The sequence below is a fragment of the Gulosibacter sp. GYB002 genome, assembly GCF_036577665.1.
Taxonomy (GTDB): Bacteria; Actinomycetota; Actinomycetes; order Actinomycetales; family Microbacteriaceae; genus Gulosibacter; species Gulosibacter hominis.
Genome location: NZ_JARBDD010000001.1, coordinates 217,270 through 240,845 on the forward strand (window position 1 = coordinate 217,270; position 23,576 = coordinate 240,845).

The 23,576-nt window shown below is 60.5% G+C and carries 29 protein-coding genes and 1 tRNA gene; 23 read left to right on the top strand and 7 right to left on the bottom strand.

Going from position 1 to position 23,576, the window contains the following annotated elements; all coding sequences use genetic code 11:
- Positions 1-439 precede the first annotated feature (439 nt).
- The 17 genes from ileS (at position 440) to PV375_RS00985 (ending at position 16,847) form a co-directional block, all read left to right on the top strand.
- Positions 440-3,670, top strand: coding sequence for an isoleucine--tRNA ligase (gene ileS / locus PV375_RS00905; protein ID WP_332105808.1), 3,231 nt, complete (start codon positions 440-442; stop codon positions 3,668-3,670).
- A gap of 269 nt (positions 3,671-3,939) precedes the next feature.
- A complete protein-coding gene (locus PV375_RS00910) occupies positions 3,940-5,376 on the top strand; it encodes a bifunctional folylpolyglutamate synthase/dihydrofolate synthase (RefSeq protein ID WP_442903915.1) in 1,437 nt (478 codons plus the stop codon).
- Positions 5,373-5,744 carry a DUF4233 domain-containing protein gene (locus PV375_RS00915; protein ID WP_332105744.1) on the top strand — a complete coding sequence of 124 codons (372 nt, stop codon included), beginning with the start codon at positions 5,373-5,375 and terminating at the stop codon, positions 5,742-5,744. The genes PV375_RS00910 and PV375_RS00915 overlap by 4 nt, the downstream gene beginning before the upstream one ends.
- Positions 5,745-5,811: 67 nt before the next feature.
- The gene (ndk, locus tag PV375_RS00920) at positions 5,812-6,243 is read left to right on the top strand and encodes a nucleoside-diphosphate kinase (protein WP_332105745.1); all 432 of its coding nucleotides are present in this window, start codon (positions 5,812-5,814) and stop codon (positions 6,241-6,243) included.
- A 102-nt stretch (positions 6,244-6,345) separates the two neighbouring features.
- The gene (locus PV375_RS00925) at positions 6,346-6,711 is read left to right on the top strand and encodes a hypothetical protein (protein ID WP_332105746.1); all 366 of its coding nucleotides are present in this window, start codon (positions 6,346-6,348) and stop codon (positions 6,709-6,711) included.
- A 133-nt stretch (positions 6,712-6,844) separates the two neighbouring features.
- Positions 6,845-7,153, top strand: a complete 309-nt coding sequence (locus PV375_RS00930; protein ID WP_332105747.1) for a hypothetical protein — start codon at positions 6,845-6,847, stop codon at positions 7,151-7,153.
- 25 nt (positions 7,154-7,178) lie between these two features.
- Positions 7,179-8,432: an alpha/beta hydrolase gene (locus PV375_RS00935; RefSeq protein ID WP_332105748.1), complete on the top strand. Its 1,254-nt coding sequence runs from the start codon at positions 7,179-7,181 to the stop codon at positions 8,430-8,432.
- Positions 8,432-9,058, top strand: coding sequence for a hypothetical protein (locus PV375_RS00940; protein WP_332105749.1), 627 nt, complete (start codon positions 8,432-8,434; stop codon positions 9,056-9,058). Before PV375_RS00935 ends, PV375_RS00940 begins: the two co-directional genes overlap by 1 nt.
- 268 nt (positions 9,059-9,326) lie before the next feature.
- Positions 9,327-12,092 (top strand): Rne/Rng family ribonuclease, encoded by a 2,766-nt coding sequence (locus PV375_RS00945; RefSeq protein ID WP_332105750.1) that lies wholly within the window; start codon positions 9,327-9,329, stop codon positions 12,090-12,092.
- 201 nt (positions 12,093-12,293) lie between these two features.
- Entirely contained in the window at positions 12,294-12,602 is a 309-nt protein-coding gene (rplU, locus tag PV375_RS00950; RefSeq protein WP_201517739.1) for a 50S ribosomal protein L21, read from the top strand.
- A 21-nt stretch (positions 12,603-12,623) separates the two neighbouring features.
- Positions 12,624-12,881, top strand: coding sequence for a 50S ribosomal protein L27 (gene rpmA / locus PV375_RS00955; protein WP_201517738.1), 258 nt, complete (start codon positions 12,624-12,626; stop codon positions 12,879-12,881).
- A 105-nt stretch (positions 12,882-12,986) separates the two neighbouring features.
- The gene (gene obgE / locus PV375_RS00960) at positions 12,987-14,492 is read left to right on the top strand and encodes a GTPase ObgE (RefSeq protein WP_332105751.1); all 1,506 of its coding nucleotides are present in this window, start codon (positions 12,987-12,989) and stop codon (positions 14,490-14,492) included.
- Positions 14,493-14,528: 36 nt separating this feature from the next.
- On the top strand, positions 14,529-14,765 hold the full coding sequence (locus PV375_RS00965) for a hypothetical protein (protein ID WP_332105752.1): 237 nt from the start codon (positions 14,529-14,531) through the stop codon (positions 14,763-14,765).
- A 10-nt stretch (positions 14,766-14,775) separates the two neighbouring features.
- The gene (gene nadD, locus PV375_RS00970; protein WP_332105753.1) at positions 14,776-15,435 is read left to right on the top strand and encodes a nicotinate-nucleotide adenylyltransferase; all 660 of its coding nucleotides are present in this window, start codon (positions 14,776-14,778) and stop codon (positions 15,433-15,435) included.
- Positions 15,432-15,863 (top strand): ribosome silencing factor, encoded by a 432-nt coding sequence (rsfS, locus tag PV375_RS00975; protein ID WP_332105754.1) that lies wholly within the window; start codon positions 15,432-15,434, stop codon positions 15,861-15,863. The genes nadD and rsfS overlap by 4 nt, the downstream gene beginning before the upstream one ends.
- Before the next feature lie 44 nt (positions 15,864-15,907).
- Positions 15,908-16,717, top strand: coding sequence for a sulfite exporter TauE/SafE family protein (locus PV375_RS00980; RefSeq protein WP_332105755.1), 810 nt, complete (start codon positions 15,908-15,910; stop codon positions 16,715-16,717).
- Between the two features lie 57 nt (positions 16,718-16,774).
- Positions 16,775-16,847, top strand: a tRNA-Ala gene (locus PV375_RS00985).
- A gap of 96 nt (positions 16,848-16,943) precedes the next feature.
- On the opposite strand, the gene PV375_RS00990 is transcribed toward PV375_RS00985, so the two are convergent.
- The 6 genes from PV375_RS00990 to PV375_RS01015 are packed head-to-tail and all read right to left on the bottom strand — an operon-like array spanning position 16,944 to position 20,793.
- Entirely contained in the window at positions 16,944-18,023 is a 1,080-nt protein-coding gene (locus tag PV375_RS00990; RefSeq protein WP_332105756.1) for a tyrosine-type recombinase/integrase, read from the bottom strand.
- Entirely contained in the window at positions 18,023-18,418 is a 396-nt protein-coding gene (locus PV375_RS00995) for an ImmA/IrrE family metallo-endopeptidase (protein WP_332105757.1), read from the bottom strand. Before PV375_RS00995 ends, PV375_RS00990 begins: the two co-directional genes overlap by 1 nt.
- A 36-nt stretch (positions 18,419-18,454) precedes the next feature.
- Positions 18,455-19,297, bottom strand: a complete 843-nt coding sequence (locus PV375_RS01000; RefSeq protein ID WP_332105758.1) for a DUF3037 domain-containing protein — start codon at positions 19,295-19,297, stop codon at positions 18,455-18,457.
- Positions 19,298-19,300: 3 nt separating this feature from the next.
- Positions 19,301-20,122 (bottom strand): hypothetical protein, encoded by an 822-nt coding sequence (locus PV375_RS01005; RefSeq protein WP_332105759.1) that lies wholly within the window; start codon positions 20,120-20,122, stop codon positions 19,301-19,303.
- A 2-nt stretch (positions 20,123-20,124) separates the two neighbouring features.
- Positions 20,125-20,331: a hypothetical protein gene (locus PV375_RS01010; protein WP_332105760.1), complete on the bottom strand. Its 207-nt coding sequence runs from the start codon at positions 20,329-20,331 to the stop codon at positions 20,125-20,127.
- Positions 20,332-20,793, bottom strand: a complete 462-nt coding sequence (locus PV375_RS01015; protein WP_332105761.1) for a hypothetical protein — start codon at positions 20,791-20,793, stop codon at positions 20,332-20,334.
- 185 nt (positions 20,794-20,978) lie between these two features.
- On the opposite strand from PV375_RS01015, the gene PV375_RS10515 reads away from it, so the two are divergent.
- Positions 20,979-21,200 (top strand): helix-turn-helix domain-containing protein, encoded by a 222-nt coding sequence (locus PV375_RS10515; protein WP_442903916.1) that lies wholly within the window; start codon positions 20,979-20,981, stop codon positions 21,198-21,200.
- A 5-nt stretch (positions 21,201-21,205) separates the two neighbouring features.
- On the opposite strand, the gene PV375_RS01020 is transcribed toward PV375_RS10515, so the two are convergent.
- Positions 21,206-21,796 carry an HIRAN domain-containing protein gene (locus PV375_RS01020; protein ID WP_332105762.1) on the bottom strand — a complete coding sequence of 197 codons (591 nt, stop codon included), beginning with the start codon at positions 21,794-21,796 and terminating at the stop codon, positions 21,206-21,208.
- Positions 21,797-21,864: 68 nt separating this feature from the next.
- On the opposite strand from PV375_RS01020, the gene PV375_RS01025 reads away from it, so the two are divergent.
- Genes PV375_RS01025 through PV375_RS01045 form a run of 5 tightly spaced genes read left to right on the top strand, consistent with a single transcriptional unit; the run spans position 21,865 to position 23,574 of the window.
- The gene (locus PV375_RS01025; protein ID WP_332105763.1) at positions 21,865-22,089 is read left to right on the top strand and encodes a hypothetical protein; all 225 of its coding nucleotides are present in this window, start codon (positions 21,865-21,867) and stop codon (positions 22,087-22,089) included.
- 56 nt (positions 22,090-22,145) lie between these two features.
- Positions 22,146-22,922 (top strand): phage antirepressor, encoded by a 777-nt coding sequence (locus PV375_RS01030; protein ID WP_332105764.1) that lies wholly within the window; start codon positions 22,146-22,148, stop codon positions 22,920-22,922.
- Positions 22,923-23,222: a hypothetical protein gene (locus PV375_RS01035; protein ID WP_332105765.1), complete on the top strand. Its 300-nt coding sequence runs from the start codon at positions 22,923-22,925 to the stop codon at positions 23,220-23,222. It abuts the gene before it with no gap.
- A complete protein-coding gene (locus PV375_RS01040) occupies positions 23,222-23,377 on the top strand; it encodes a hypothetical protein (protein ID WP_332105766.1) in 156 nt (51 codons plus the stop codon). The genes PV375_RS01035 and PV375_RS01040 overlap by 1 nt, the downstream gene beginning before the upstream one ends.
- A complete protein-coding gene (locus tag PV375_RS01045) occupies positions 23,374-23,574 on the top strand; it encodes a hypothetical protein (RefSeq protein ID WP_332105767.1) in 201 nt (66 codons plus the stop codon). The genes PV375_RS01040 and PV375_RS01045 overlap by 4 nt, the downstream gene beginning before the upstream one ends.
- Positions 23,575-23,576: the final 2 nt, after the last annotated feature.

Consider the following 23,576-nt stretch of genomic DNA (forward strand, 5'->3'; position numbering starts at 1 on the left):
TCGTCGGACGGTGGTGCGACCGTTCGGGGTCGTTTCCTGCGCGTTGGGTCAGGACGCGCATGGCGTTCTCTTCAGTATCCCACGCCCACTGATACGAATCATCCGAACGCCATTTAATTGCAGCTCGGGTACAACAACTCGCGCGTGCGAACTGTGCGAAATCCAGTAGACTCGGTGCTATTGACGATGATCCGCTATCAACGGGGAGTCTTCGGAAGAACAGCGTGCCAATCGGTGTGCCAAGTAGAACCGAACGGGTCTGGCCCGTTACAGCCAACGAACGAGCGGTGATGCAGTAGCGTCGCAATCGGGGTGGTACCGCGCGAAAGCGTCCCTGAACCAGCCAGCACCCCACTGTTTCAGGAGACCACCACTCATGACCGACTCGGCTGAGCGCAACCGCGCCGTCTATCCCGCCAACTCATTTGGTCCGGGTGCGATGCCCGTAACCCCATCGGTGCGGTTCCCCGAACTCGAAGAGCGCGTGCTCGAATTTTGGCGCGAAGACAAGACCTTTGCCGCATCCATTGACCAGCGCGCCGGTGCACCCGAGTGGGTGTTCTACGACGGCCCGCCGTTCGCGAACGGGCTGCCACACTACGGCCACCTGCTCACCGGCTATGCCAAAGACGTCTTCCCGCGCTATTTCACGATGCGGGGCTGCCAGGTGCCGCGGGTGTTCGGCTGGGACACGCACGGTCTGCCCGCCGAGCTCGAGGCGATGAAACAGCTCGACATCACCACCAAAGACGAGATTGAGCAGATGGGCGTGGGCGCGTTCAACGTCGCCGCGCGCGACTCGGTGCTGCGCTACACCCAAGAGTGGCAAGACTATGTCGAACGTCAGGGCCGCTGGGTCGATTTCGAGGGCGGCTACAAGACACTCGATATCACCTACATGGAGTCGGTGATCTGGGCGTTCAAACAGCTTTACGATCAGGGCCTTGCCTACGAGGGCTTCCGGGTGCTGCCCTACTGCTGGAAAGACGAAACTCCGCTGTCGAACCACGAATTGCGGATGGACGATGACGTCTATCAAGACCGGCAGGACAACACCGTTACCGTGACCTTCCCACTGACGGGAGAGAGCGCATCCGCCGCCGGCCTTGAAGGTGTGCGGGCACTCGCCTGGACGACCACGCCGTGGACGCTGCCAACGAACCTGGCGCTCGCGGTGGGTCCCGAGGTCAGCTATGCCGTGCTGCCGGCCGGGCCCGCCGGTGCAAGTGACGGAGCCGCTGCCGGTGAAGCCCAGTATTTGCTTGCCGATGCGGGTATCGGCGCATACGCAAAAGAGCTCGGCTACGAAAGCGAAGCTGATGCGCGTGAAGCGATCGTGCGCACCGTCAGCGGCGCCGAATTGGGCGGGATGCGCTACCAGCCGTTGTGGGACTACTTCACCGACACCGAAAAATACGGCACCGAAAACGCCTTCCAGATTCTGGTGGCCGACTATGTCACCACCACCGACGGTACCGGCGTGGTGCATCAGGCGCCGGCCTACGGTGAGGATGACAAGGTGGCCTGTGACGCGGCGGGTATCCCGACGATCCTGTCGGTGGATGCGGGCGGCCGCTTCCTCGACATCATCACCCCGGTTGCCGGGCAGCAGGTGTTCGACGCCAATCGGCCGCTCATCCAGCAGCTGAAAGCTGAGCGGCGACTTTTGCAGCAAAAGTCGTATGTGCACTCGTACCCGCACTGCTGGCGCTGTAAGCAGCCGCTCATCTACAAAGCCGTTTCGAGCTGGTTTGTGCGCGTCACCGATTTCCGTGACGAGATGCTCGAGTTGAACGAGCAGATCGAGTGGGTGCCCGATAACGTCAAACACGGCCAGTTCGGTAAATGGGTGGCCGGCGCACGCGACTGGTCAATTTCGCGTAACCGCTACTGGGGTTCGCCGATCCCGGTATGGAAATCGGATGACCCCAACTATCCGCGTGTTGACGTCTACGGTTCGCTCGACGAGCTCGAACGCGACTTCGGGGTGCGCCCCACCGATCTGCACCGCCCGGCGATTGACGAGCTGGTACGCCCGAACCCCGACGACCCCACGGGCAAGTCGATGATGCGCCGCATCCCCGATGTGCTCGACGTGTGGTTCGATTCGGGTTCGATGCCGTTCGCGCAGTTCCACTATCCGTTTGAAAACGAGCAGTGGTTTGGGGAGCACTCGCCGGCCGACTTCATTGTTGAATACATCGGTCAAACCCGTGGCTGGTTCTATGTGATGCACGTGCTGTCGACCGCGCTTTTCCACCGCCCGGCGTTCAAGCGCGTGATTTCGCACGGGATCGTGCTCGGCTCTGACGGTGCGAAGATGTCGAAGTCGCTGCGCAACTATCCGAACGTGAACGAGGTGTTCGACCGTGACGGTTCGGATGCGATGCGCTGGTTCCTACTGTCGAGCCCGGTGCTGCGGGGCGGTAACCTCAGCGTCACCGAAGAGGGTATTCGTGAAGCCACGCGCCAGTTCTTGTTGCCGCTGTGGTCGACCTACTATTTTTTCACCACCTACGCCAATAGCGCTTTTGGGCCAGACAAGCAGGGCTACCGTGCCCAGCGTCGGGTCGACTCGGCAGATGTACTCGACCGCTACATTCTCGCGAAGCTGCGCGAGCTCGTGGCGGGTGTGGAGCGCGACCTAGAGGCGCTGGATGCATCGAACGCTACGGCGCAGCTGCGTGATTTCGCGGATGTGCTCACCAACTGGTACGTGCGCCGCTCGCGTGACCGCTTCTGGGCTGGGGCCGGCGACGACACTGCCGCATTCGACACGCTTTTCACCGTGCTCGAAACGCTATGCCGAGTCGCTGCGCCGCTGGCACCGTTTACCACCGAGGTTGTGTGGCGTGGCCTCACCGGTGGCCGTTCGGTGCACCTGACCGACTGGCCGGATGCGGACGAATTTACTGCCGATACCGAGCTGGTTGCGGCGATGGATGCGGTGCGCGACGTGGTTTCGGGCGGGCTGGCGCTGCGCAAACAGCATCAGCTGCGGGTGCGCCTGCCATTGCAGCAACTAACGGTGCTGTCAGCCCGCGCCGAAGAACTCTCGCGGTTTGCCCCGATTGTGGCGGATGAGCTCAACGTGCGCTCGGTTGATTTCCGCACCCGCACCGATGAGGCCGCGGCCGAATATGGCGTCTCGCAGGTGCTGCAGGTGAATGCTCGCGCGGCTGGCCCGCGCCTGGGCAAACAGGTGCAGCAGGCGATTAAGGGCTCGAAATCGGGCGATTGGAGCGTGACCGACGGGGTGGTTACCTCGGGCGGCATCGAGCTCGAAGCCGGCGAATACGAGCTGCGACTCGAAATTGCCGACGAGTTTGAGGGCAAACTGCTGGGGCTGCTCGATGACGGCGCAATTCTGGTGCTCGACAGTGAAATAACTGCCGAACTTGCCGCCGAGGGCATCGCGCGCGATGTGATCCGTGCCGTGCAGGATGCGCGTAAGGCTGCCGGTCTTGAGGTGAGCGACCGCATCCGGCTCACCCTGCGCAGTGATGATGCCGCGGTTGCCGCAATGGAATCGTGCCGTGAACTGATCGCGGGCGAAACGCTCGCCCTCGAAATCCAAATCAGTGGCGGGCTGGCACCCGAAGCTGATCGTGCGCGCATCCCGCACAGTTACGGAGCGCTTGAAGTCGAGGTCGAGAAGGTGAGCGCGTGAGCGAATCGGAGCGCAATGAGCCCGGCCGCGAATATGGCCGCCCCGGTGGGCTAGGTGACAAGCACGACGGTGCCAGTTTTCGCCGCGACCCGGCGGCACAGCCCGAACCGGTTGCCGAGCCAGATGTCGATGCCGATGAGCTGGCTCGGCTTCTCGGCGGCACCCCGTTCGACGATCTCGAATTGGATGCGGAACTGCGCGATCTCGATTTGGAAGATGACGAACTTCCCGATGATGAGCTGAGCGAGCGGGAACTCGCGCAGCGGCGCTTGCGCGACGAAACCGACTGGGCGGCTGAGGCCGAGCGGGTGTACGACGAGCTTTTGGCGCGCACCGGTGAGGCGCAGCCCGAACCGCGGTTGGACGCCACTCGTCGTGCCTGCGAGCTGCTGGGTGATGTGCACGAGGGGTGGGCGATGGTTCACATTACCGGCACTAACGGCAAATCATCCACCGCGCGTATCACCGAGGCACTCGTGCGGGCGCACGGCCTGCGCACGGGATTGTTGACGAGCCCGCACCTGGTGCGCGTCAACGAACGCATCTGCATCAACGGTGAGCCGGTCAGCGATGAGCAGCTGGCGACCGTTTGGCGCGATATTGAGCCCATTATTGGGCTGGTTGATGCCGAGCTTGATCGCGCTGATAAACCCGCGTTGACGTTTTTTGAGGCGCTCACGGTGCTGGCCTATGCGTGCTTTACCGACGCCACGATCGACGTTGGCATCGTCGAGGTGGGGATGGGTGGCGAATGGGATTCAACCAACGTCGCCGATGCGGATGTGGCGGTGTTTGCACCGATCTCGCTCGACCACCGCGGCCGTCTCGGCGACACTATCGCCGAGATTGCGCGCACGAAAGCCGGAATTATCAAACCGGGTTCGACCGTGGTTTCGGCGGCGCAGCCCGAGGACGCTGCTGCCGAGCTGCGGCGGGCGGCTGAAATGCTGCAGGTGCCGGTGAAATTTGCCACCGAAGATTTCGCGGTGGTGAGCGATAAGCCCGCGGTGGGCGGTCGGTATGTGGCGGTGCGCGGTACCCGTGCCGAGTATGCGCCGCAGGCGGTGCGCTTGCTCGGTAGCTATCAGGCCGACAATGTGGCGCTGGCAATGGCCGCGGTGGAGCAGCTGCTCGACCGTGAACTCAACGAGGATGCGCTTGCCGAGGGGCTGCTGGAGGCACGCTCGCCAGGGCGGCTCGAGCTGATCGGCACCGAGCCGAGCGTGGTGGTGGATGCCTGCCACAACCCGCATGCTGCCGCGCATCTTGCCGAAGCGATGCGCGAGGTGTTTTCGTTTGACGAGCTCGTGCTGGTGCTCGGCGTGCTGGTCGATAAGGATGTGGCGGGGATCGTGCCGCCGCTGGCCGACGTTGCTACCCGCATCATCGTGACCCAATCGGATTCGCCGCGGGCGATCGACGCCTGGCAGCTGGGGGAGCAGGTGCGGGAGGTGCTGGGTGATGAGGTTGCCGACCGCAAACAGCTGACAGTTATTGAGCGTGATGTTGACGCGTTTGATACTGCCCGGCAGCTGGCCGCCGAGCTTGGCGTCGGCGCATCGAGCGGGGTGTTGATTACCGGTTCGATTACGTTGATTGGGGATGCGGTGGCAATTGCCCAGCGTGAGGGCTGGCGGGCTGCCGCGGCAGGCGAGGCACCGCTCGTTGTGGGGCCGACCGCCACTGATGAGGAAGGTGAGGCATGAGCGCGCGACCGCGTCGATCGCGATCACTGATTGAGCAGCTGGGGTCAATTCTGGTTGCTTTCCAGGTGGTGTCGGTGTTCTGTGCCGGCATGGCGCTGTTCGGACTCAAGGCACTGCCGCCGGCGGTGGCGCTGGGCGGCACTGCCGGTTACATCGTGCTGATGATTGTGGCCGTGTTGACGCTGCGGCGCCCCTGGGGGAAGTGGTTTCTTTTGGGGCTGGAAATCGCGCTGATGCTGCTGGGATTTGTACACGGCTCGATGTGGGTTGTGGGCGGCATTTTTACGGCGCTGTGGCTGTGGTGTTTGAAAGCGGCCGCTGACGCTGAGCGGCGCCGTGCCTCGATGGACCAGGCTGCCGCTGAATGAAATGAACTTTGGTTACCGAGACGCGGTAGCGTGGTGACCAACAAATATCGACTATTGAGGAGCTGGAATGACTCAGACCGCCCCCGAAGCAACCCTTGTTTTGGTGAAGCCCGACGGTGTGCGTCGGAACCTGATCGGTGAGGTGATCGGGCGTATTGAGCGCAAGGGATACACCGTCACCGACCTCAAGATGCTGACCCCGTCGCGTGAACTGCTCACCGAACACTATGAGGAGCACGTCGATAAGCCGTTCTTTGCACCGCTGGTCGAGTTCATGATGTCGGGCCCGGTGGTTGCGATTCGCGTTGAGGGTAACCGTGTAATCGAGGGCTTCCGTTCGCTCGCTGGTGAGACGAACCCGACCACTGCGCGTCCTGGAACCATCCGCGGCGATCTCGGCCGTGACTGGGGCAGTGCGGTGGTTGAAAACGTCGTGCACGGGAGCGACTCGACGCTTTCGGCTGAGCGTGAACTGGGGCTGTGGTTCCCGGCCGAATAGTGCTCGCACAAACTGAATGAGTTTCAGCAGAAATGGCCCGTCAACTGGCGGGCCATTTCTCATTCCAGAGGCCGACTGTAGTGGCTGCATGTGGCGGTTAGGATGACCGGTAACAGCTTGGTCTTCAAAGGTGAGGACTTGGTCTTTAAAGGTGAGGAAACTGGGGGGATGCAGTCGCTGGCAATCATCTCGGGTGAGTTTTCTGCGATAGCTGGTCGACTCGATGGGGTGGTCGCCGAGCTAGGTGCTGCACAACGTGTGAGCGAAGCTGGGGCGTATGCACGAGACTCGATGCCGGCATCGCAGTCGGCGTCAAAACTTACGTCAGTGGTCGACAAGTTGGCTCGAGAGCTTCAGGAGTTCAAATCTGCATTGAGCGCAGACGGAGAGTCGCTGCGGGCCATTGAGGCTGACTTTGCTGCGGTTGACGAACTCAATCGAGAAGCGCTTTGGCGGCTGATGCCGTAGTGGAGGGGTGATGAACTGGGAGACGATAGTTAATTGGACACACGGGGCGTTGGGTCAAGCAGACGAGACGTGTATCCCGGCTCGTAACGCACTCGACACGTGCTCGGATGACTGTTTCGCCATCCGTACTGGGATGGAGTCAACGGGGCTTACAGCGGAGGCTTTCAAATCGCGGCTGCTTCAGCATGAGGCCAAGCTCGATGACTTTGTGGCCGCGGTATCGGAACTCATGATGGCCTGTGCGGCTGCAACCGACGGGGTGTGGGAAGTTGAGACGGCGGTGCTGGAATGTCGGCAGTTTGCCGAAATCAACGATCTGGTGATTTGTGCGGACGGAAGCGTGCAGATGGGGGCCAGATACGACGAATTGCAGATTGGGGTTACGAGTACGCCATCGCGTGTAGCAGTGAAATGCGATTCAAGAACTGATCAAAGCGTATGAAGCGCACGCTGAGCAGTTGCGTCAAATGATTGCCGAAGCGTGCGCACTTGCGGATGAGGTGGATGCCGAGTTTTGTTCGAGACTGTCGGCGCTCGAGCGTGACAGCGTTTCGTTGACCCGGCCAGGCAGCGATTTTGCTCCGGGTTTGCCTGCGGCCCCGCTCGCTGATTGGTCACCGACTGAGGTTTCGGTCTGGTGGGCGGCGCTCAGCGAGACCGAGCGGCGCACGCTCATTGAACACGACCCTGAGCTCTACGGAAGTCTCGACGGTATTCCTGCTGTGGATCGTGACCGGGCAAATCGGATGGTGCTGGATGAACTGCTCGCCGACCCTAAATTGCAGCAATATGATCAAGATCTGCAAAGGATCTATGAGGAACAGCTCGAAATCTATGAGTCCACTCGACACATTTACGGTGACGAGATGCAACCGCCCAGTCTGGAAACTGCGAAAGCTGAGTGGGTAAGAAGAAATCCCTACTATGCTGACGTGCTCGCCGTGCATGATGCGCTTGCTCGTGACCTGTCGCGTTCACTGCTGGTACTTGATTACAGCCACGACAACCTTGAAGTGGTTGTTGGTGTCGGTGATGTCGATCATGCAAAGAACATGGTTGTGCACACGCCTGGAATTTTGACTAACGCAAGAGGCGGGTTGCACAGGGGGCTCAAGGAGTTGGATATTGTCCTGAAACGGTCACGAAGTGCCGACGGGGAGCTGTCTGCTGGAGTGTATTGGATGGACTATGACGTGCCACAAACTATTGCCGGCGCGACTGACACTCGGCCCTTCACGGCGGGAGGAGAGCGCGCAAGTATTTTTCTCGAAGGCTTGCGTTCGGTGCGTGAGGCCAACGGCGCTGAGCTTTATTTGACAGCCTCTGGGCACTCCTTTGGGTCGACAAACACCGGAGTCGCTGTCGAGACTGTGAAAGTGGGAGCGGTCGACAACGTGGTCTTCTTTGGGTCGCCCGGTATGGGGGTCGAAGATGCGCGCGATCTCAATGTTGACCAGGGGCGGGTCTTTGCCTCGCTGATTCCCGGTGACGGAATTGGAGGTATTGGTGGTGGACATCCCACCGGGAACTTTGGGAATAACCCAATGAATGACGCCAACGTTAATCAGCTCGAAAACCGGGGCTCGCAGCCGCCAGGTGTGCCATACGGCTCGAAATTTATCGGAGAGAAGGAGCATGCTGACTATTTCACGCCGATTGATGGCACGGATTCTAATCCGATTATTGATGATTTCGCCAGGGTGATTCTAGGAGAAGATTAATGCGTGCTGGTGGTAAGTTCTGGTTGGCGTTGTCATTTGTGGTGGTGTTGTTGAGTGGTTGTGTGGTGAATACTCCGCCGGAGAATGCTGGCCGGATGTTTCCGGATAATAGTGGTTCGTTGCCGTTTGCGGAGCGGATGACGGGTGAAGAGTTTGTGGCGGAGTCTCGGGAATTGATTCGGGAGTTCAAGTTGCAGTTGGTTGCTGCTGGTGCGGTGGGTTGGGAAGATCCGGAGCCGGAGCAGTACACACTGTATCCCTGCGAAGGGAGTCGTGGTGCAAGTTTCGTGTCGACTCGAGTAGAGGAGCGTTTGGCTGAGCCGGTTGCGGTGGAGCCGATTTTGGCGGCTGCGCGGGATGTGTTTGAGTCGCGTGGTTATGTGCAGTTCAAGCAGAAGATTGCTGAAACTCAGCGCAGTGGCAAAGTGGTGAATCAATTCGCGTGGATTGATTCGGAGAATGGCATTACCGTGATCGCTGGGACGATTGAGGGAAGTCAAATGTACATTCGTATGTACACGGGTTGTTTGCCGGTAGATGATTTTTGGGCGTTGGCTTCGGTGGCGAATACGGAGCTTCCGACGCGGACGTGGCGGGAGCCGACGGTGACGAGGCCGTCTGAGTGATTGCGGGCCCTTGATGCTGCATCGACCACAGGCATCAGGTAGCAGCTGCGTCGGCAGATAACTTCTGCTGCTCGACATCTGCGATGGTTCGGTGCGTTAGTCTTGAGTGGCGCGATAAGCGCACGAGACTTCAGGGTCGCTCGAGGGTGGCCCGCCGCACCCCAGCGGCAACGCCGTGAGATGCGGCGCCAGCATTCCCGCAGCCCGAACTGCGGCACGAGATAGGTAGCCAGGAACGCGACGCGACTGGCTGCGAGGAGCACCGAACATGGTGGAAAATTCCACATCCAACCAGCCCGAAACCCCAGCAGATGAAACGGCACTGAACGGCGACAACGCTGCACCCGAAACGGCCGAAAACGCCAACGGCGAGCCCGTGACCGACCAGCCCGACCCGAACGCCGCAACCGAAGCACCCAGCGGCGAAGAAGCTGAACAGGCCGCATCCAAGCCTGAAGAAGCTGAAAACACTGCCAAGGCGCCGGAAACCGAGGCCGATAAGCCCAAGCGCGACCCGCGCATCCCCGAAATCATCACCACCCGCACGCTGTTCTTTTTGGCACCCGACCTGCCACCGCGTCCCGAACGCCCCGCCCGCCGCGACCACGACAGCAGCGACGACAACACCGGCGACCACGAATCGGGAAGCGGCCGCGGCCGCAGCCGCTCACGCCGCAACCGTCGCGGCAAGGGAAGCAGCAACACCTCCCACAAATCGGATGCAGACTCGCGCTCGAATGAGCAGCGCGACGACTCTGAAGACATCACTGAGCCGCAAAAACTGCACGGCTCAACCCGCTTGGCCGCCAAACGGCAGCGCCGCCGCGACAACCGCGACAGCGGTCGACGCCGCCCGGTAGTCACCGAAACCGAATTCCAAGCCCGCCGCGAAGCGGTCGACCGCAAGATGATCGTGCGCGCCAAAGACAACCGCGTGCAAATCGGTGTGCTCGAAGACAACGTGCTCGTTGAACACTACGTCGCCCGCAACGAAGACACCTCGCTCATCGGCAATGTCTACCTCGGCCGCGTACAAAACGTGCTGCCGAGTATGGAAGCCGCGTTCGTCGACATCGGCCGCGCCCGCAACGCCGTGCTCTACTCGGGCGAAGTTGACTGGGCGAAATCAAACCTCGGCGCCAACACCCCGCGCAAAATCGAAAACGCGCTCAAGCCCGGCGACAAGGTGCTCGTACAGGTCACCAAAGACCCGGTAGGGCACAAGGGAGCCCGCCTCACGAGCCAAATCTCCCTGCCCGGACGCTACCTCGTGTACGTACCCGGCAACACCCTCAACGGCATCAGCCGAAAACTGCCCGACACCGAACGCACGCGCCTCAAAAAAATTCTCAAAGAGGTGCTGCCGCAGGGCGTTGGTGTGATCGTGCGTACCGCCGCCGAAGGTGCCACGAAAGAACAGCTCGCGCGTGACGTCGAACGACTCATGAAGCAGTGGGAGTCGATCCAAAACAAAGCCAACGGTGGCCGCGCGCCGCAGACGCTACATGCCGAACCCGACATGCTCATCAAAATCGTCCGCGACGTATTCAACGAAGACTTCGACAAACTCATCGTTCAGGGCCAGTCGGAACTCGACACCATCAAGAGCTACCTCGGCCAGGTCGCACCCGATCTGCTCGACCGAGTCGAACGCTTTGACGGCGACGGCGACATCTTCTCGCACTACCGCGTCAACGAAATGATCGACCGGGCCCTCGCTCGAAAAGTGTGGCTGCCCTCGGGCGGTTCGCTGGTCATCGACCGCACCGAAGCCATGACCGTTGTCGACGTCAACACCGGCAAATTTGTGGGCTCTGGCGGCAACCTCGAAGAAACCGTCACCAAAAACAACCTCGAAGCAGCCGAAGAAGTGGTGCGTCAGCTGCGCCTGCGCGATATCGGCGGCATCATCGTCATCGACTTCATCGACATGGTGCTCGAATCGAACCGCGATCTGGTACTGCGTCGCCTCATCGAATGTCTCGGACGCGACCGCACCAAACACCAGGTGACCGAGGTAACAAGCCTCGGCCTGGTGCAGATGACCCGCAAGAAGATCGGTCTGGGGCTGCTCGAAACGTTCTCGGAGCCGTGCGAGCACTGCGACGGCCGCGGTGTGCATGTGCACGCCGAACCCGTACACCAGCCCGCACAATCAGGCGGCGGCAACCGCCAAAACCGGGGCCGACGCAACAAAAACTCCGGCCAGCAGTCGAAGTCGAAGCCGCAACAAAACGGCTCGACTCACGAAATCACCGACGACGCCCGCAACGCGCTCACGAAGATTGCCGCATCCACTATTGCGGGTGCAACACAAGACAGCGCCGAACCCAGCCAGGCAGCAATTGAAGCCTCGGCCGAGCGCCTGGCAATCGCCGCCGCCGCGGTAGTGAGTGGCAAGTCGCTCGAAGCCGCGGTCGCAGCCGCCGACGCGGTGGGTGATAGCGAACGTAGCGACAACAACCAGCGAAACGACAGCGCTAAGGATGCCGAGCGCAGCTCATCGCGTCGCGGCCGTCGCGGCCGCCGCGGTCGAAACGGAAACTCAGACTCGGGTGATGACAAGCGCCGCAACACGTCCGCTTCACGCGACAGCAAGCCGGACAGCGACACGCGTGAAACAGCCGCTGATTGCGGCACCGAATCGCAGTCACAAAGCAGCGAGCCGCCCGCAACATCTCCCGAGGATGCACAGCCCAAGCACAAGCCGCGCCGTCGCCGCGTGGTAGTGCAGCCGGCCACCGACAATAACGAGCCGTCGGAACGTGCCGCGCGTATCGCATCCATTAGTCTGCCCCTCGACGAGGTTGCTATCACCGCCGCTGAACCGGCTTCCGAGCCGGCTGCGGCAACGCTCGGCAGTCTCGACGCCGCACTCGATTCCTTGGTCAGCAGCAAACAAGAAGCAGCCAAGACCGAGTCGGTGCAAACGCCGCGGAAGCCGCGTCGGCGCATCACCACCGGTCCCATTTCGACCGATGACAGTGCCGCACCGGCGAGCCCGGTAACGGAGGCAGACGAAGGAAGTCGCTAACCAAGTGCGGCGCCGCAAAACCGAACCCGGTCAACGGTTGACGCGATTCTGTTCGCTGGGGTAAAGTAGGGCGCTGTTGCACGTTCGCTAACGGATGCATTGCGATCTCGTGGATGCCCGGCGCAGCGGACTTGGTACTTCCTCATCAAATGAGACGATTTGCCCACCTAAGTGCGTGGGCTGGAAGAAAAGGTAGCTGAAGTGGTATTCGCAGTTGTGCGCGCCGGGGCCCGGCAGGAGAAGGTCGAGGTTGGCTCGATCATCGAGATGAACCGTGTCGCTGGCGACGACAAGGGCCAGATCACTCTGCCCGCTTTGCTCCTCGTTGATGGTGACAAGGTCACCACCGACGCCGAAAAGCTGGCCAAGGTGAAGGTGACTGCTGAGGTTCTCGACGACCTCCGCGGCCCGAAGATCAAGATCATTAAGTACAAGAACAAGACCGGTTACCGGAAGCGCCAGGGGCACCGCCAGGAGCTCACCCGCGTCAAGGTCACCGACATCAAGTAAATCCCGAGGAGCTGAAAACTCATGGCAACAAAGAAGGGCGCGAGCTCGACCAAGAACGGTCGCGACTCGAACGCGAAGCGCCTCGGCGTGAAGCGCTTTGCCGGTCAGGTCGTTAACGCGGGCGAAATCCTCGTCCGCCAGCGCGGCACCAAGATCCACCCCGGTGTCAACGTCGGCCGTGGCGGTGACGACACCCTGTTCGCACTCGCTGACGGCGCTGTCGAATTCGGCGCCCGCAAGGGTCGCAAGGTCGTCAACGTTGTAGCGGTTGGCGAATAGTCACCAAAACCGGCTGCACACGCACCGGTAATCATTCCTGAAGAGGGGCGGAGGAGCATCCGCCCCTCTTCTCGTATTCTCATAACACTGAACGAAAGGATCGCCATGGTCACCTTTGTCGACGAAGTGACGCTCTATCTCAACGCCGGCGACGGTGGCAATGGATGCATGTCGATCCGACGCGAAAAATTCAAACCGCTTGCCGGGCCCGACGGCGGTAACGGCGGCGACGGTGGTGACATCGTGCTTGTCGCCGACAACAACGTCACCACACTGTTGAGCTACCACCACCGCGCTCACCGCCGCAGCGAATCTGGCGGGTTTGGGATGGGCGATTTTCGCAACGGCACGAAGGGCGCCGATCTAGAACTGCCGGTGCCGGTGGGAACCGTGGTGCGTGCCGAAGACGGCAGCGAACTGGCTGACCTGGTTGAGCCGGGCATGCGCATCGTCGTCGCCGAAGGCGGTGTTGGCGGTCTCGGTAATGCCGCGCTCGCCAACAGCAAACGCAAAGCGCCCGGTTTTGCGCTGCTGGGAACCCCTGGCGAAGAAGCGCGCGTCATTCTCGAGTTGAAATCGGTGGCCGATGTGGCGCTTGTGGGCTACCCCTCGGCGGGCAAGTCGTCGCTGATTGCAGCGATGAGTGCGGCGCGACCAAAAATTGCCGACTATCCGTTCACGACGCTGCACCCCAACCTCGGTGTGGTGCAGGCCGGTAACTCGCGCTACACCATCGCGGATGTGCCCGGTCTCATCGAGGGTGCTAGTGAAGGGCGCGGGCTCGGGCTCGACTTCCTGCGCCACGTTGAACGCTGCTCGGTGCTGCTGCACGTGCTCGACTGTGCCACCCTCGAACCCGGCCGCGACCCGATTAGCGACCTCGAGGTGATCCTCGCAGAACTTGCGGCCTACCCGGTGCCCGAGGGGCAGGTGCCGTTGCTTGAACGGCCAGCCCTCATCGCGCTCAACAAGGTCGATGTGCCCGAGGCTGCCGAACTTGCCGAATTTGTGCGGGGCGATTTTGAGGCCCGCGGCTACCGGGTGTTTGAAGTTTCGGCAGTGTCACATAAGGGGTTGCGCGAACTCTCATTCGCGCTCGCCGAGATCGTTGATGCCGACCGGGCGCAGCGTGCCGAAGCCGAAACGGTCAGGCCACGCATTGTGGTGCGCCCGCGTGCGGTCGACCACGCCCCGTTCCAGCTGCAGGTTGAAGGTGGAAGCTACGGCACCGTCTACCGCATCCTCGGCCGCAAACCGGAACGCTGGGTGGCGCAAACCGACTTCCAAAACGATGAGGCGGTCGGCTATCTCGCCGACCGGCTTTCGAAGATCGGGATTGAGGATGCACTCGTCAAGGCGGGTGCGCAGGCCGGGTCAACCGTCGTGATCGGCCCGGGTGACGGCATCGTGTTCGATTGGGAGCCGACACTCGCATCCGCCGCCGAAGTGATGACGGCACACGGCACCGACCCGCGTCTTGAAGAACGCAGCCGCCCCACCCGCGCCGAAAAGCGCGAGGAATACTACGATCGCATGGATGCGAAGGCGGCCGCGCGCGCCGAACTCGAGGCGGAGCGCAAGGCCGGGCTGTGGACCGGCGACGACGAGTAGTCATCGCGGCACGAAGAATTGGTTAGGATGGTTGCTATGTTCGAACAGGTTCTTTTTCAGGCTGCAGACACGATGGTTGTCGTTCCCGGCCACATGGTTTTCCCGCCGATTGTTTTCGGTATCTTGGCCTTCGCAATCATGATGGCGCTGATGGCTGTTACGTTCTCGTTCCGCAACATGTCGAAGGCACACCCCGAACACTCGCGTGTGATTCGTCACGAGCCGGTCGGTCACCCCGGCCAGCCGATCATCGAGTCGGGCGATCAGCACTAGTGCATCTGCGGTGGGCGCCGCGAAGCCAACCGCCCGACCCCGTATCGGGATCATGGGCGGTACATTCGACCCGATCCACCACGGACACCTCGTCGCGGCCAGTGAAGTGGCTCAGCACTTCGGCCTCGACGGGGTGTATTTCGTACCCACCGGTAACCCCTATATGAAAACTGGGGTTTCGGCATCCGAACACCGCTATTTGATGACGGTCATCGCCACCGCATCAAACCCGCGTTTCAAGGTCAGTCGCGTCGACATCGACCGGCCCGGGCCGACCTACACGATTGATACGTTGCGCGACCTGCGCAAACTGATGCCCGACGCCGAGTTTTACTTCATTACCGGGGCCGACGCGGTGGCGCAGATCCTCGAATGGAAAGATGCCGAGGAGATGTTTGAGATCGCCCATTTTGTGGCGGTTTCACGTCCCGGTCATGACCTGCCTGAACTGAATTTGCCACCCGAGCGGGTGTCGATGCTCGAGATCCCGGCGCTGGCGATCTCATCCACCGACTGCCGCGCACGCGTGGCCAGCGGCAAACAGGTTTGGTACCTGGTGCCGGATGGTGTGGTGCAATACATCACCAAAAATTCGCTCTATGTGGGTGACGCTGCCGACGCGGCCCAGCCCGCCGCAAACAACGAACCTGAGGAGATCACAACCGTATGACGGCCACTGACCGCGCACTCGAACTCATCCGCACCGCCGCAGCTGCGGCAGATGAGCGCAGCGGATTCGACCTTGTTGGCCTCGACGTGAGCGAAAACATGCCGCTAACCGATGCGTTTTTGCTGGTTTCGGGCCGCAATGAGCGCATGGTGCTTTCGATTGCCGACGAGGTCGAGGATCGGCTGCGCGTCGAGCACGGCCAAAAAGCGCTGCGTCGAGAAGGGCTGCAGCTGGGACGCTGGGTGCTGCTTGATTTTGGTGACATCGTGGTGCACGTGTTCCACGAAGAAGACCGCCTGTTTTACGGGCTCGAGCGCATCTGGCGTGACGCGCCGGTGATTGACCTGCAGCTCGATGCGAATGAGCAAGATGATGCACAGGATGCATCGGGTTCAGCCGGCCAGGCGGAGGGAGACACAACCGCATAGGCTTCCGCGGGAATATACCCAAGGGGGTATTGTTTTCTCTGGTAGTGACTACGAGCGGGGGAGTGGTGAACGAGGTCCAATCCACGCGCAGCCCCTGGTGGGGTTTGCTGCTGCTCGGTGCTGCGGTCGGACTCGCCTCGGGAATGTTTGGGGTCGGCGGCGGTATCATCATCGTGCCGGTGCTGGTGTATTTGTTTCACATCGATCAGCGGATCGCATCCGGTACCTCACTTTTGGCGATCGTGCCGACCGCGCTGGCCGGGGTGATTGCTTATGGGATGCACGGCAACGTCAATATTTTGTTGGCCGCGCTGATGGCGATTGGCTCGGTGGTGGGCGCGCCGGTGGGGACGTGGCTGCTGCAGCGGTTGCCGAAACGTGCCTTGCAATTGAGTTTTATGGCGTTTTTGGTCGTGATCATCGTGTCGCTGTTTTTGGTGATGCCGAACCGCGAGTCGGAGATCTACCTCGATGTGGCACTAGGGGCACTGCTGGTGGTGCTTGGTTTCGTGGCGGGTGTTGCCTCGGGCCTGTTCGGTATTGGCGGTGGTGTTGTCGTGGTGCCACTGCTTGTGCTCGTGTTTGGGGCGAGTGATCTGGTGGCGAAGGGTTCATCGCTGTTGATGATTATTGCCACGGGGCTGTCGGGCACGATCGCGAATGTGCGGCAAAGAAATGTTGATTTGCGGGCGGCCGCGTATATCGGTGTGGCGGCGGGGCTGCTGACACCGGTGGGGTCGCTGATCGCTTCGACGCTGAGCCCGTTTGCCGCGAATGTGGCGTTTGCGGCGTTCCTGGTGCTGGTGATTGTTCGGATGGGCTTCGATGTGTGGCCGCGAAAAAAGCCGGCCTGATGCGAGGATTTGCATAGTTGCAGCGGCCGGGATATATTTGTGAGGTTGCTTCGGCACGGGCCTGTGGCGCAGCTGGTAGCGCACCTGCATGGCATGCAGGGGGTCAGGGGTTCGAGTCCCCTCAGGTCCACTCTCAGCAAGTCCCCGACTTCGGCTTAAACTAGCGGAAGTCGGGGGCTTTCATCTTTCCTGAAAACACGCCGTGCCCACATTTTGCCCACATTTCCTACGAAACAAGTTTCCGCAGGCGGTCATCCAAAGCATGAGCTACAGCGTCGAGGTCGGTATCAAAAAGATCAGCGTATTGATCAAGTGTCATCGCTGCCGATGCGTGCCCAAGCATCCGCTGAACCGCCTTGACATTCGCGCCAGCAGACACCGCCAGCGACGCGGCAGTGTGGCGCAAGTCATGCGGAGTGATCTCGGGAAAGTGTGGGTCGGATTCCTGGCACGCTTTCACTGCTGCGCCCCACCACCCCTTACTGAGCTGTTGCCGCCGGATCATCCCACCGGTAGGGCCTTGCCAAACAAGAACCTCAGGTAACGCGCGCGGCACCATCGCGAACACCGATGGAGGAACCGGCACGCTACGCAGCTCATGAGTCTTGGGTGTGCCGATCTCGAAACTGCCCTTCACATATGATGCTGAGCGTTCCACAGTGACACGGCCACGTGCCCGGTCAACATGTTTACCTTGTAGCGCGATAGCTTCACCCCAGCGGAGGCCGGTGGTTGCGAGGAACCACACGAAGGGTTCGTATCTGCCGCATTCGGTAGCGAACGCGGTGAGTTGTTCCCAGGTGAGGTATGCGTGTCTGCCGCGTGTTTTTCGTGGGAGCGGGAACCCTCGGGCGGGGTTGGTGCGGATTAGTTGGTCGTTGACTGCGAGGTCGAGGATGCCCGCAAGGATGTCGTGTGCGCGTCGCGTGATCGTTGGGGAACGGCGTGTGGCGAGTTCTGATACCCATGCTTGGAGCTCGGATTTACGGATGGAGCTAACCGCGCGGGCGCCCCATGTGGGGTTTACGTGTGTGTTCCACGTGGATTCGAGCGATGCGAGATAACTCGGCTTCAGCCCGGCCTTGAGTGTGATCCATGTTGCGTGAAGATCGCCAACGGTGGTCTTGCCGGCTGACGGGTCGATGTAGGTGCCGTCTCGGATGGCGGCGGTGTTGCGGGCGGCCCATTCTTGCGCGGCGCGCTTGGTTTTGAAGCCGCGTTTATCGGTCTGTGTGCCGTCAGGTTTGCGGTAGCGGACACGGTAGCGGGTGCCGGTTTTGGTGGTGTAGCTGGTGATGGTGGCCATTAGGTGTGGGTTTCGTAGTGGGCGAGTGCGGCTTGATAGTTGCGTGGTTGGCTGAGCCAGGCGCGGAGGATGGCGGGTGTCACGGCGAGGTGGTGGCACCATTTTTCGGGGTTGTGGGGCCAGATGCGGGCGCATTCGACGATGGCGTCGATGGTGATGAGCCGGTTGGCGGCCCATTGGTCGGCTTCGCGTTCGGTGCGTGGTGTGGATTGGTGGTGGCCGTATCGGTGGTGGCCGAGTTCGTGGGTGAGGACGCAGCGTTCTTCGATCCAGGTGAGGTCGGCGCGTAGCTGGATGTGGTGGTGGCTGGGGTAGTAGCGGCCGAGATCTGGCAGGTCGGGGATGTGGTCTACGGTGACGCCGGTTTCATGTGCGTGCTCGTGCGGGTCGAACATGTCGACCAGTATCGGGGCAGCCTCCGACAATTCTGGCTACTGCAGGAGCAACGTGGTTGGGTCGTATTCGTCGACGAGTGTGGGGGTGACAGATTCGTCCCAGCACAGTGCTTGGAAGTCGGCTGCGAAACGTGTCCCTTCTTCAGAGGTTGTATCGAAGTCGTAGACAGCGACGATCTTGGTTTGCTCTGCTGAGAGAGGGGTGGTTCGCCCGTCAGTGTCGATGGTGCCGTTGTGGCGCAGGAAGCCGCGCACATTCGTGAGCCAACCGCTAAGCCGGTCGATAGAGACCTGTGGATTCATGTTGGTAAGCGAAAACGCGCGGGTGGCGAGGCTCTGGTCGGTGCTAGCAAGCAGCGAGTCGAGCCGCATCAAGCCCGGCGTGGCTCGTCGGAAGAAGCGGATTGGCTCGTCGTTGTAATGGCGCCAAGCAGTGTTTGTTCGCGCGAATTCAGAATCCAACTGGTGGATACGGTTCACTAGGCGCGTACGCGACTGTGGGCCTCGCTGCTCGCGTCCGCTCACGAGTTGGTCGTAGAGCAGCTTGGCGCCCTGTTCCGCTGACTGCGCGAGGAGTGGGGTTGGCGGTGAAAGCTGGAGGATGTTGTTAAAGATCTCGCGCATGCGTTCGACGTCATCGACAAACAGACTGGAGGCGTGGACACCTGCGAGTTGATCGGCCGCTTGGTTTGCGTTACGTACTCGGGTGCCGAGACGAGCGATGGGCGCTGCGGTTAGAAGTCGCTGGTTGCCGCGATCGGAGTCGGTGGTGATGAGGTGCCAGTCCATGCCGTCATTGCCGACGAGCACGCCGATGTTAGTGAACTCGCCGCGTGCAACGTCTGGGACGAATCGGAGTACCCAGGATTGGTAGAGCATGGTTCACCTCTTTCTGATGGTTTCGGCGCGTTGGTAAAGTCTGGAGATCACGTCGGGGAGTCTGGTGTTAATGAACCAGCCTAGAACCCCGAGATCATAATTGGGGATTTGCCATTCGACTGGCACGGCACAGATTGCGTTGAGGATCTGTTCGTGTGTGACTGTGCTGAGCCCGATAGCCGCTACTTCGAGTGCATCTGGTGAGAGCAGTTCATCGTCTGGGCGCTCGTTTGGTTCTCTGACTTTCCGCTGCAGAAGGTCCGGGGTCCAGTCGAAGGCTTCGGTGTAGAGCCAGAGTCCGTGGTCGAATGACCAGATGGAGTGATCGTTTGCCGCATCGTAGAGCCATTGATCATCGAATCCTGCGAATAGATCCCACATGGCGGCAAGGAGCGCTTGCCGGTTGGCGTTATCGTCATCGGTGTGATGCTCGAAGTGGTTTGTTTTTGATTCGATGGCGGTGGGGACATGGTAGGAGGCATGCCCGATTAGGTCGTGGTGGAGTCGTATTGGTTGGCCGTACCACTGGGCGGGTGTGCGCCAGGCGTTGAAGAGGTCGGCACTCACGCGGACAAGTTCTGCTGTTGGGGTGGGGGCATTGACCGACCGCATGAACCGGTTGATGATGACGTCGTTGGCGAGCGCTCGTGCGCCATGTGGGCTGTTGGGAAGCTTGATCCACGCGAACTGTTCGTTATCGAGCAGCCCGTTGAAGCAGCCTGATCCGGAGTCTTTGGCGGCTTCGCGTGGGTTGAGGAGGGTTCTTGTGGCGGTAGCGCGAGGACGCGCTTCGACAGCCTCTACCCAGTCTTTGAGGGACTGCATGTCTACGCGCCGTCTTTTTCGCTTCGTGCGTTGTTGTCGGCATTGATCATGCGTCCGGTTAGCCACAGGAATCCAGACAGCAGGGCGGTGATGCCGGACGCAAGCACGACTGTGAGTACATAGGTTCCGGCGCCTGTCGAGTAGGTGAAGATGAGCGTGATGGCGGAGATGATGAAGATCACGCCTGCGAGTTGGAATGTGCGGGCCATTTAGATGTCTCCTTCGTCTTGCACGCGGTCCATGCGGTGTTCTGTGTCGTCGGTGAGCGCGGCGTAGGGGAGCGGGTCTGTGTGGAGGCCGGTGACCGGAGCGAGTGGCGTGCTAGGGCTGTGCGATGGGCCGGTGTGGTCGTCTTGTTCGCGCAGTGTGGCGCGGTGTAGGAGCTGCGTAAGCAGAGCGGAATCACTCGCCGACTCAAGCGCGGTTTGCGTGTCCGGCCAGTCGAGCTCAACACGGTCAATCCAGCCGGCAGCTATCAGTGCGTGTGCGAGTGAGACGCCGGCCGCCTTAGAGATAGAGGACACCATCTCGATCGGCAGCGGCGTTTCGTTGCGCCGCCGGTAGTAGGTAGCGCGCGACGCGCCGCAATGATCAGCAAAATCGCCAGTGGTGGAGAGCTGGCTGCGTGCTGCTATCCAGCTCTCAAAGGGTGTTAGTTCTCCACGCTTCATGGCACCAATTGTGTCGCACTTGTGAGACGTTATGTAGTCGTTACGCGGCTCACAGCTTTGTAGGAAGTCTCATAAGTGAGAACAAATGTTCGGAACAGGTGTTCGAATGAGATTTTGCATGCTATGCTCGCTATGCAATAGCACAAATGAGATTAGGAGTCGCGTAAATGACACCAACCATTAGGATGCGCAGTGGGTGGCTGAAGCGGCAGCGAGAGCTCACACGCCTCACGAGCGTCGATGACCAGGCCAAGCTGCTTGGTGTTTCTCGAGCGAGTATCTATCGGATAGAGGGCGGTGACGCCCCTAGCCCACAGTTCATGGCATCGGTCTGTTCTCTATACCGAGTTGGGCTAGGCGAAGCATTCGAGATCATCAACGACCCACGCGAAGAAGTAACAGCATGAACGCTCTAGCCGATTTTTCGACGAAGATGCGTCATGACGTGTGGTTCAGCTGCGACCCACTTGGGCGGGTCTATAGAAATGATGCGCACTTGAAGCACGGTGCCAGCGTCAAGCAGTTTCGTGAGTCCAACAGCCTTCTGTTTGTTGACGTAGCCAATTTTCGCGCCATCGCTGTAGATAGCGATCGCGTTCGGGTCGTGCTCGTTGTCGGGTTCTCGAACAAATTCGGCAGGGCCGAGCTTCGCAGCATTGGGGTAGTGCTGGTCTCCACGTACACGACTAGCCCAAACGCCAATACGACGAAGGTAGCGGTTCTGGACGTTCACCAGTTTGCCGCTAGTGTCTTCGGTCAGCCACTCTGCACCTTGGTAGGTAGTGAAATGCAGCGGTGGCAGTCCGTCGTTATTGGGCACGAGCAGCTCCTTGGCCAGGTCATCACCGAGGTAAACCGACTCGTGTCGGTTGTCCTCATGTGTATGCCGATTCGGACGGTCACTGATATCGCGTGCTGGATTTGCTGTGCCGTCATCACGCAACGAGGGTTTCTTGGGTTCTGGCGAATTGAAGATGCGGCGGATGCTGTCAAAGAGTCCCATGACAACAAGGTAGCCGTTTGTGGTGACGCGCCCACACTTACTCAGGGCAAAACAAACGGGGAGGGCAGATGAACCTCCCGGCTGAACAGCAGTACCTCACTGACGAGCAGCTCGCTGAACGCATCCCGGCCATGACCACCAGCTGGTTAAAGAGTGCGGCTGGGCGGCGTGGTAAGGGGCCGCGATTCACGGTTGTGAACCGGCAGCGGCTCTATTGCTGGGCTGACGTTTGCGACTGGCTCCGTAGCCAGGCAACCGATCAGACCGACCGATTCGGCGAACGCCGCCAATAAAGAATGCCCTCGTACCTACGTGCATAGGACGAGGGCCAGACAAAGAAAGTCAAACAATGTCTACAGACATTCTACCATTCCAGTTCGAGTCGCACGAAGTACGCGCGCTCATGATTAATGATGAACCGTGGGTCGTCGCGGCAGACGTATGCCGCGTGCTTGAAATTGGCAACCCGTCCCAAGCGCTAACTCGTCTCGATGAAGACGAGGTCACCCTCATCTCAAATGAGGGTCGCCAAATCAACGCCGTAAATGAGCCTGGGCTTTACTCACTGATCCTTGGCTCGCGGAAGCCGCAGGCGAAGGCGTTCAAGCGCTGGATTACCCACGAGGTCATTCCATCTATCCGTAAGACCGGCGGATACGGACAGCGACTCGCGCTGACCGATGAGGAGATCGTCGCTCAGGCGTTGCAGATCACCACTGCAAAGGTGATGCAGCTCGAAGCGAAGGTTGAGGAAGACAAGCCAAAGGTTGAGTACGTCGATAGCTTCGTCGCTGTCGAAGATGACGTGCTCATAATCAGAGACGCCGCGCAAGTCCTCGGGGTGAAAGAGTCCGAACTGCGTGACGCGCTCACCAATTGGGGTTGGGCGTACCGCAAGCATGTCGGGCAGCGCTGGTCAGACTCGCATGGCCGCATGATCGATGTTTATGAGTGGCGCGCCTACGCCGAGCACGCGGACAAGTTCCAGCTTCGTCCGCAGCACAATGCGCCACGTCATCACAACGGGCAAGTGCGTCAAACACTGTATGTGCGTGCGTTCGCGCTCGCGAAGATCGCTGAACGGCTCGGTGTCGAGCCCGAACACCTGATTGATGAGGTGGCGTAAGTGGGAACCAAGTCGATAAGACTCACCATCGGTCAGCAGCCAAACACGGAGAACAAAGCAAAACTCGCTGCGCTGCTGCGCGAATTCGACTCTGCGCCAGACGGCTACGAGCTGGCGTACGACAAGGTAGAAGAAATCCAGCGGGCCATGCTCACCGCCGCGATAAAGCTGGCGAACGCTGAGCATGGGGCCACGGTGCAGAGCTACTACGACGAACTGCGACAGCTCGACTACATCCGCATGGGGATCAGTGAGTGGATTCTGGAAAATAACGGACTCATGGCCGAGGAGGACCGCTGATGAACATCTTCGATCGTATCCGTGCGGCCCGTGTCCGGCGCCGTCTCACCCGTCATCTCGCTACCGCTGACATGACCACCCGCCGAGACCAGCGGGCCGCTGAGCGGCTGCGTGACGAGATCGACGCTATCGCGAAACGGGAGGCGATCCGATGACCCGTATTGATTGGTTTTGGGGCGTGGCCGCGCTCGTGTCCACGATCTTCGGGCTGGCCGCGCTGTGGATCAACCCGAGTAACCCGGCGTTGGTGGTCATGTCGCTCGCGGGTCTCGCGTGGGTCATCTACCACGCTGACGCGCTCGACGAACTCATGCACGGCGAAGACGCTGACAGAGAGGGCACCGCCAAATGATC

Excerpts from the sequence above, each read along its gene's own strand:
- ileS (WP_332105808.1), top strand. The coding sequence starts at position 440 with ATGCCCGTAACCCCATCGGTGCGGTTCCCCGAACTCGAAGAGCGCGTG.
- PV375_RS00915 (WP_332105744.1), top strand. The coding sequence starts at position 5,373 with ATGAGCGCGCGACCGCGTCGATCGCGATCACTGATTGAGCAGCTGGGG.
- ndk (WP_332105745.1), top strand. The coding sequence starts at position 5,812 with ATGACTCAGACCGCCCCCGAAGCAACCCTTGTTTTGGTGAAGCCCGAC.
- PV375_RS00925 (WP_332105746.1), top strand. The coding sequence starts at position 6,346 with ATGACCGGTAACAGCTTGGTCTTCAAAGGTGAGGACTTGGTCTTTAAA.
- PV375_RS00930 (WP_332105747.1), top strand. The coding sequence starts at position 6,845 with ATGGAGTCAACGGGGCTTACAGCGGAGGCTTTCAAATCGCGGCTGCTT.
- PV375_RS00935 (WP_332105748.1), top strand. The coding sequence starts at position 7,179 with ATGATTGCCGAAGCGTGCGCACTTGCGGATGAGGTGGATGCCGAGTTT.
- PV375_RS00940 (WP_332105749.1), top strand. The coding sequence starts at position 8,432 with ATGCGTGCTGGTGGTAAGTTCTGGTTGGCGTTGTCATTTGTGGTGGTG.
- PV375_RS00945 (WP_332105750.1), top strand. The coding sequence starts at position 9,327 with ATGGTGGAAAATTCCACATCCAACCAGCCCGAAACCCCAGCAGATGAA.
- rpmA (WP_201517738.1), top strand. The coding sequence starts at position 12,624 with ATGGCAACAAAGAAGGGCGCGAGCTCGACCAAGAACGGTCGCGACTCG.
- obgE (WP_332105751.1), top strand. The coding sequence starts at position 12,987 with ATGGTCACCTTTGTCGACGAAGTGACGCTCTATCTCAACGCCGGCGAC.
- PV375_RS00965 (WP_332105752.1), top strand. The coding sequence starts at position 14,529 with ATGTTCGAACAGGTTCTTTTTCAGGCTGCAGACACGATGGTTGTCGTT.
- rsfS (WP_332105754.1), top strand. The coding sequence starts at position 15,432 with ATGACGGCCACTGACCGCGCACTCGAACTCATCCGCACCGCCGCAGCT.
- PV375_RS00990 (WP_332105756.1), bottom strand. The coding sequence starts at position 18,023 with ATGGCCACCATCACCAGCTACACCACCAAAACCGGCACCCGCTACCGT.
- PV375_RS00995 (WP_332105757.1), bottom strand. The coding sequence starts at position 18,418 with ATGTTCGACCCGCACGAGCACGCACATGAAACCGGCGTCACCGTAGAC.
- PV375_RS01000 (WP_332105758.1), bottom strand. The coding sequence starts at position 19,297 with ATGCTCTACCAATCCTGGGTACTCCGATTCGTCCCAGACGTTGCACGC.
- PV375_RS01005 (WP_332105759.1), bottom strand. The coding sequence starts at position 20,122 with ATGCAGTCCCTCAAAGACTGGGTAGAGGCTGTCGAAGCGCGTCCTCGC.
- PV375_RS01010 (WP_332105760.1), bottom strand. The coding sequence starts at position 20,331 with ATGGCCCGCACATTCCAACTCGCAGGCGTGATCTTCATCATCTCCGCC.
- PV375_RS01015 (WP_332105761.1), bottom strand. The coding sequence starts at position 20,793 with ATGAAGCGTGGAGAACTAACACCCTTTGAGAGCTGGATAGCAGCACGC.
- PV375_RS10515 (WP_442903916.1), top strand. The coding sequence starts at position 20,979 with ATGCGCAGTGGGTGGCTGAAGCGGCAGCGAGAGCTCACACGCCTCACG.
- PV375_RS01020 (WP_332105762.1), bottom strand. The coding sequence starts at position 21,796 with ATGGGACTCTTTGACAGCATCCGCCGCATCTTCAATTCGCCAGAACCC.
- PV375_RS01025 (WP_332105763.1), top strand. The coding sequence starts at position 21,865 with ATGAACCTCCCGGCTGAACAGCAGTACCTCACTGACGAGCAGCTCGCT.
- PV375_RS01030 (WP_332105764.1), top strand. The coding sequence starts at position 22,146 with ATGTCTACAGACATTCTACCATTCCAGTTCGAGTCGCACGAAGTACGC.
- PV375_RS01040 (WP_332105766.1), top strand. The coding sequence starts at position 23,222 with ATGAACATCTTCGATCGTATCCGTGCGGCCCGTGTCCGGCGCCGTCTC.
- PV375_RS01045 (WP_332105767.1), top strand. The coding sequence starts at position 23,374 with ATGACCCGTATTGATTGGTTTTGGGGCGTGGCCGCGCTCGTGTCCACG.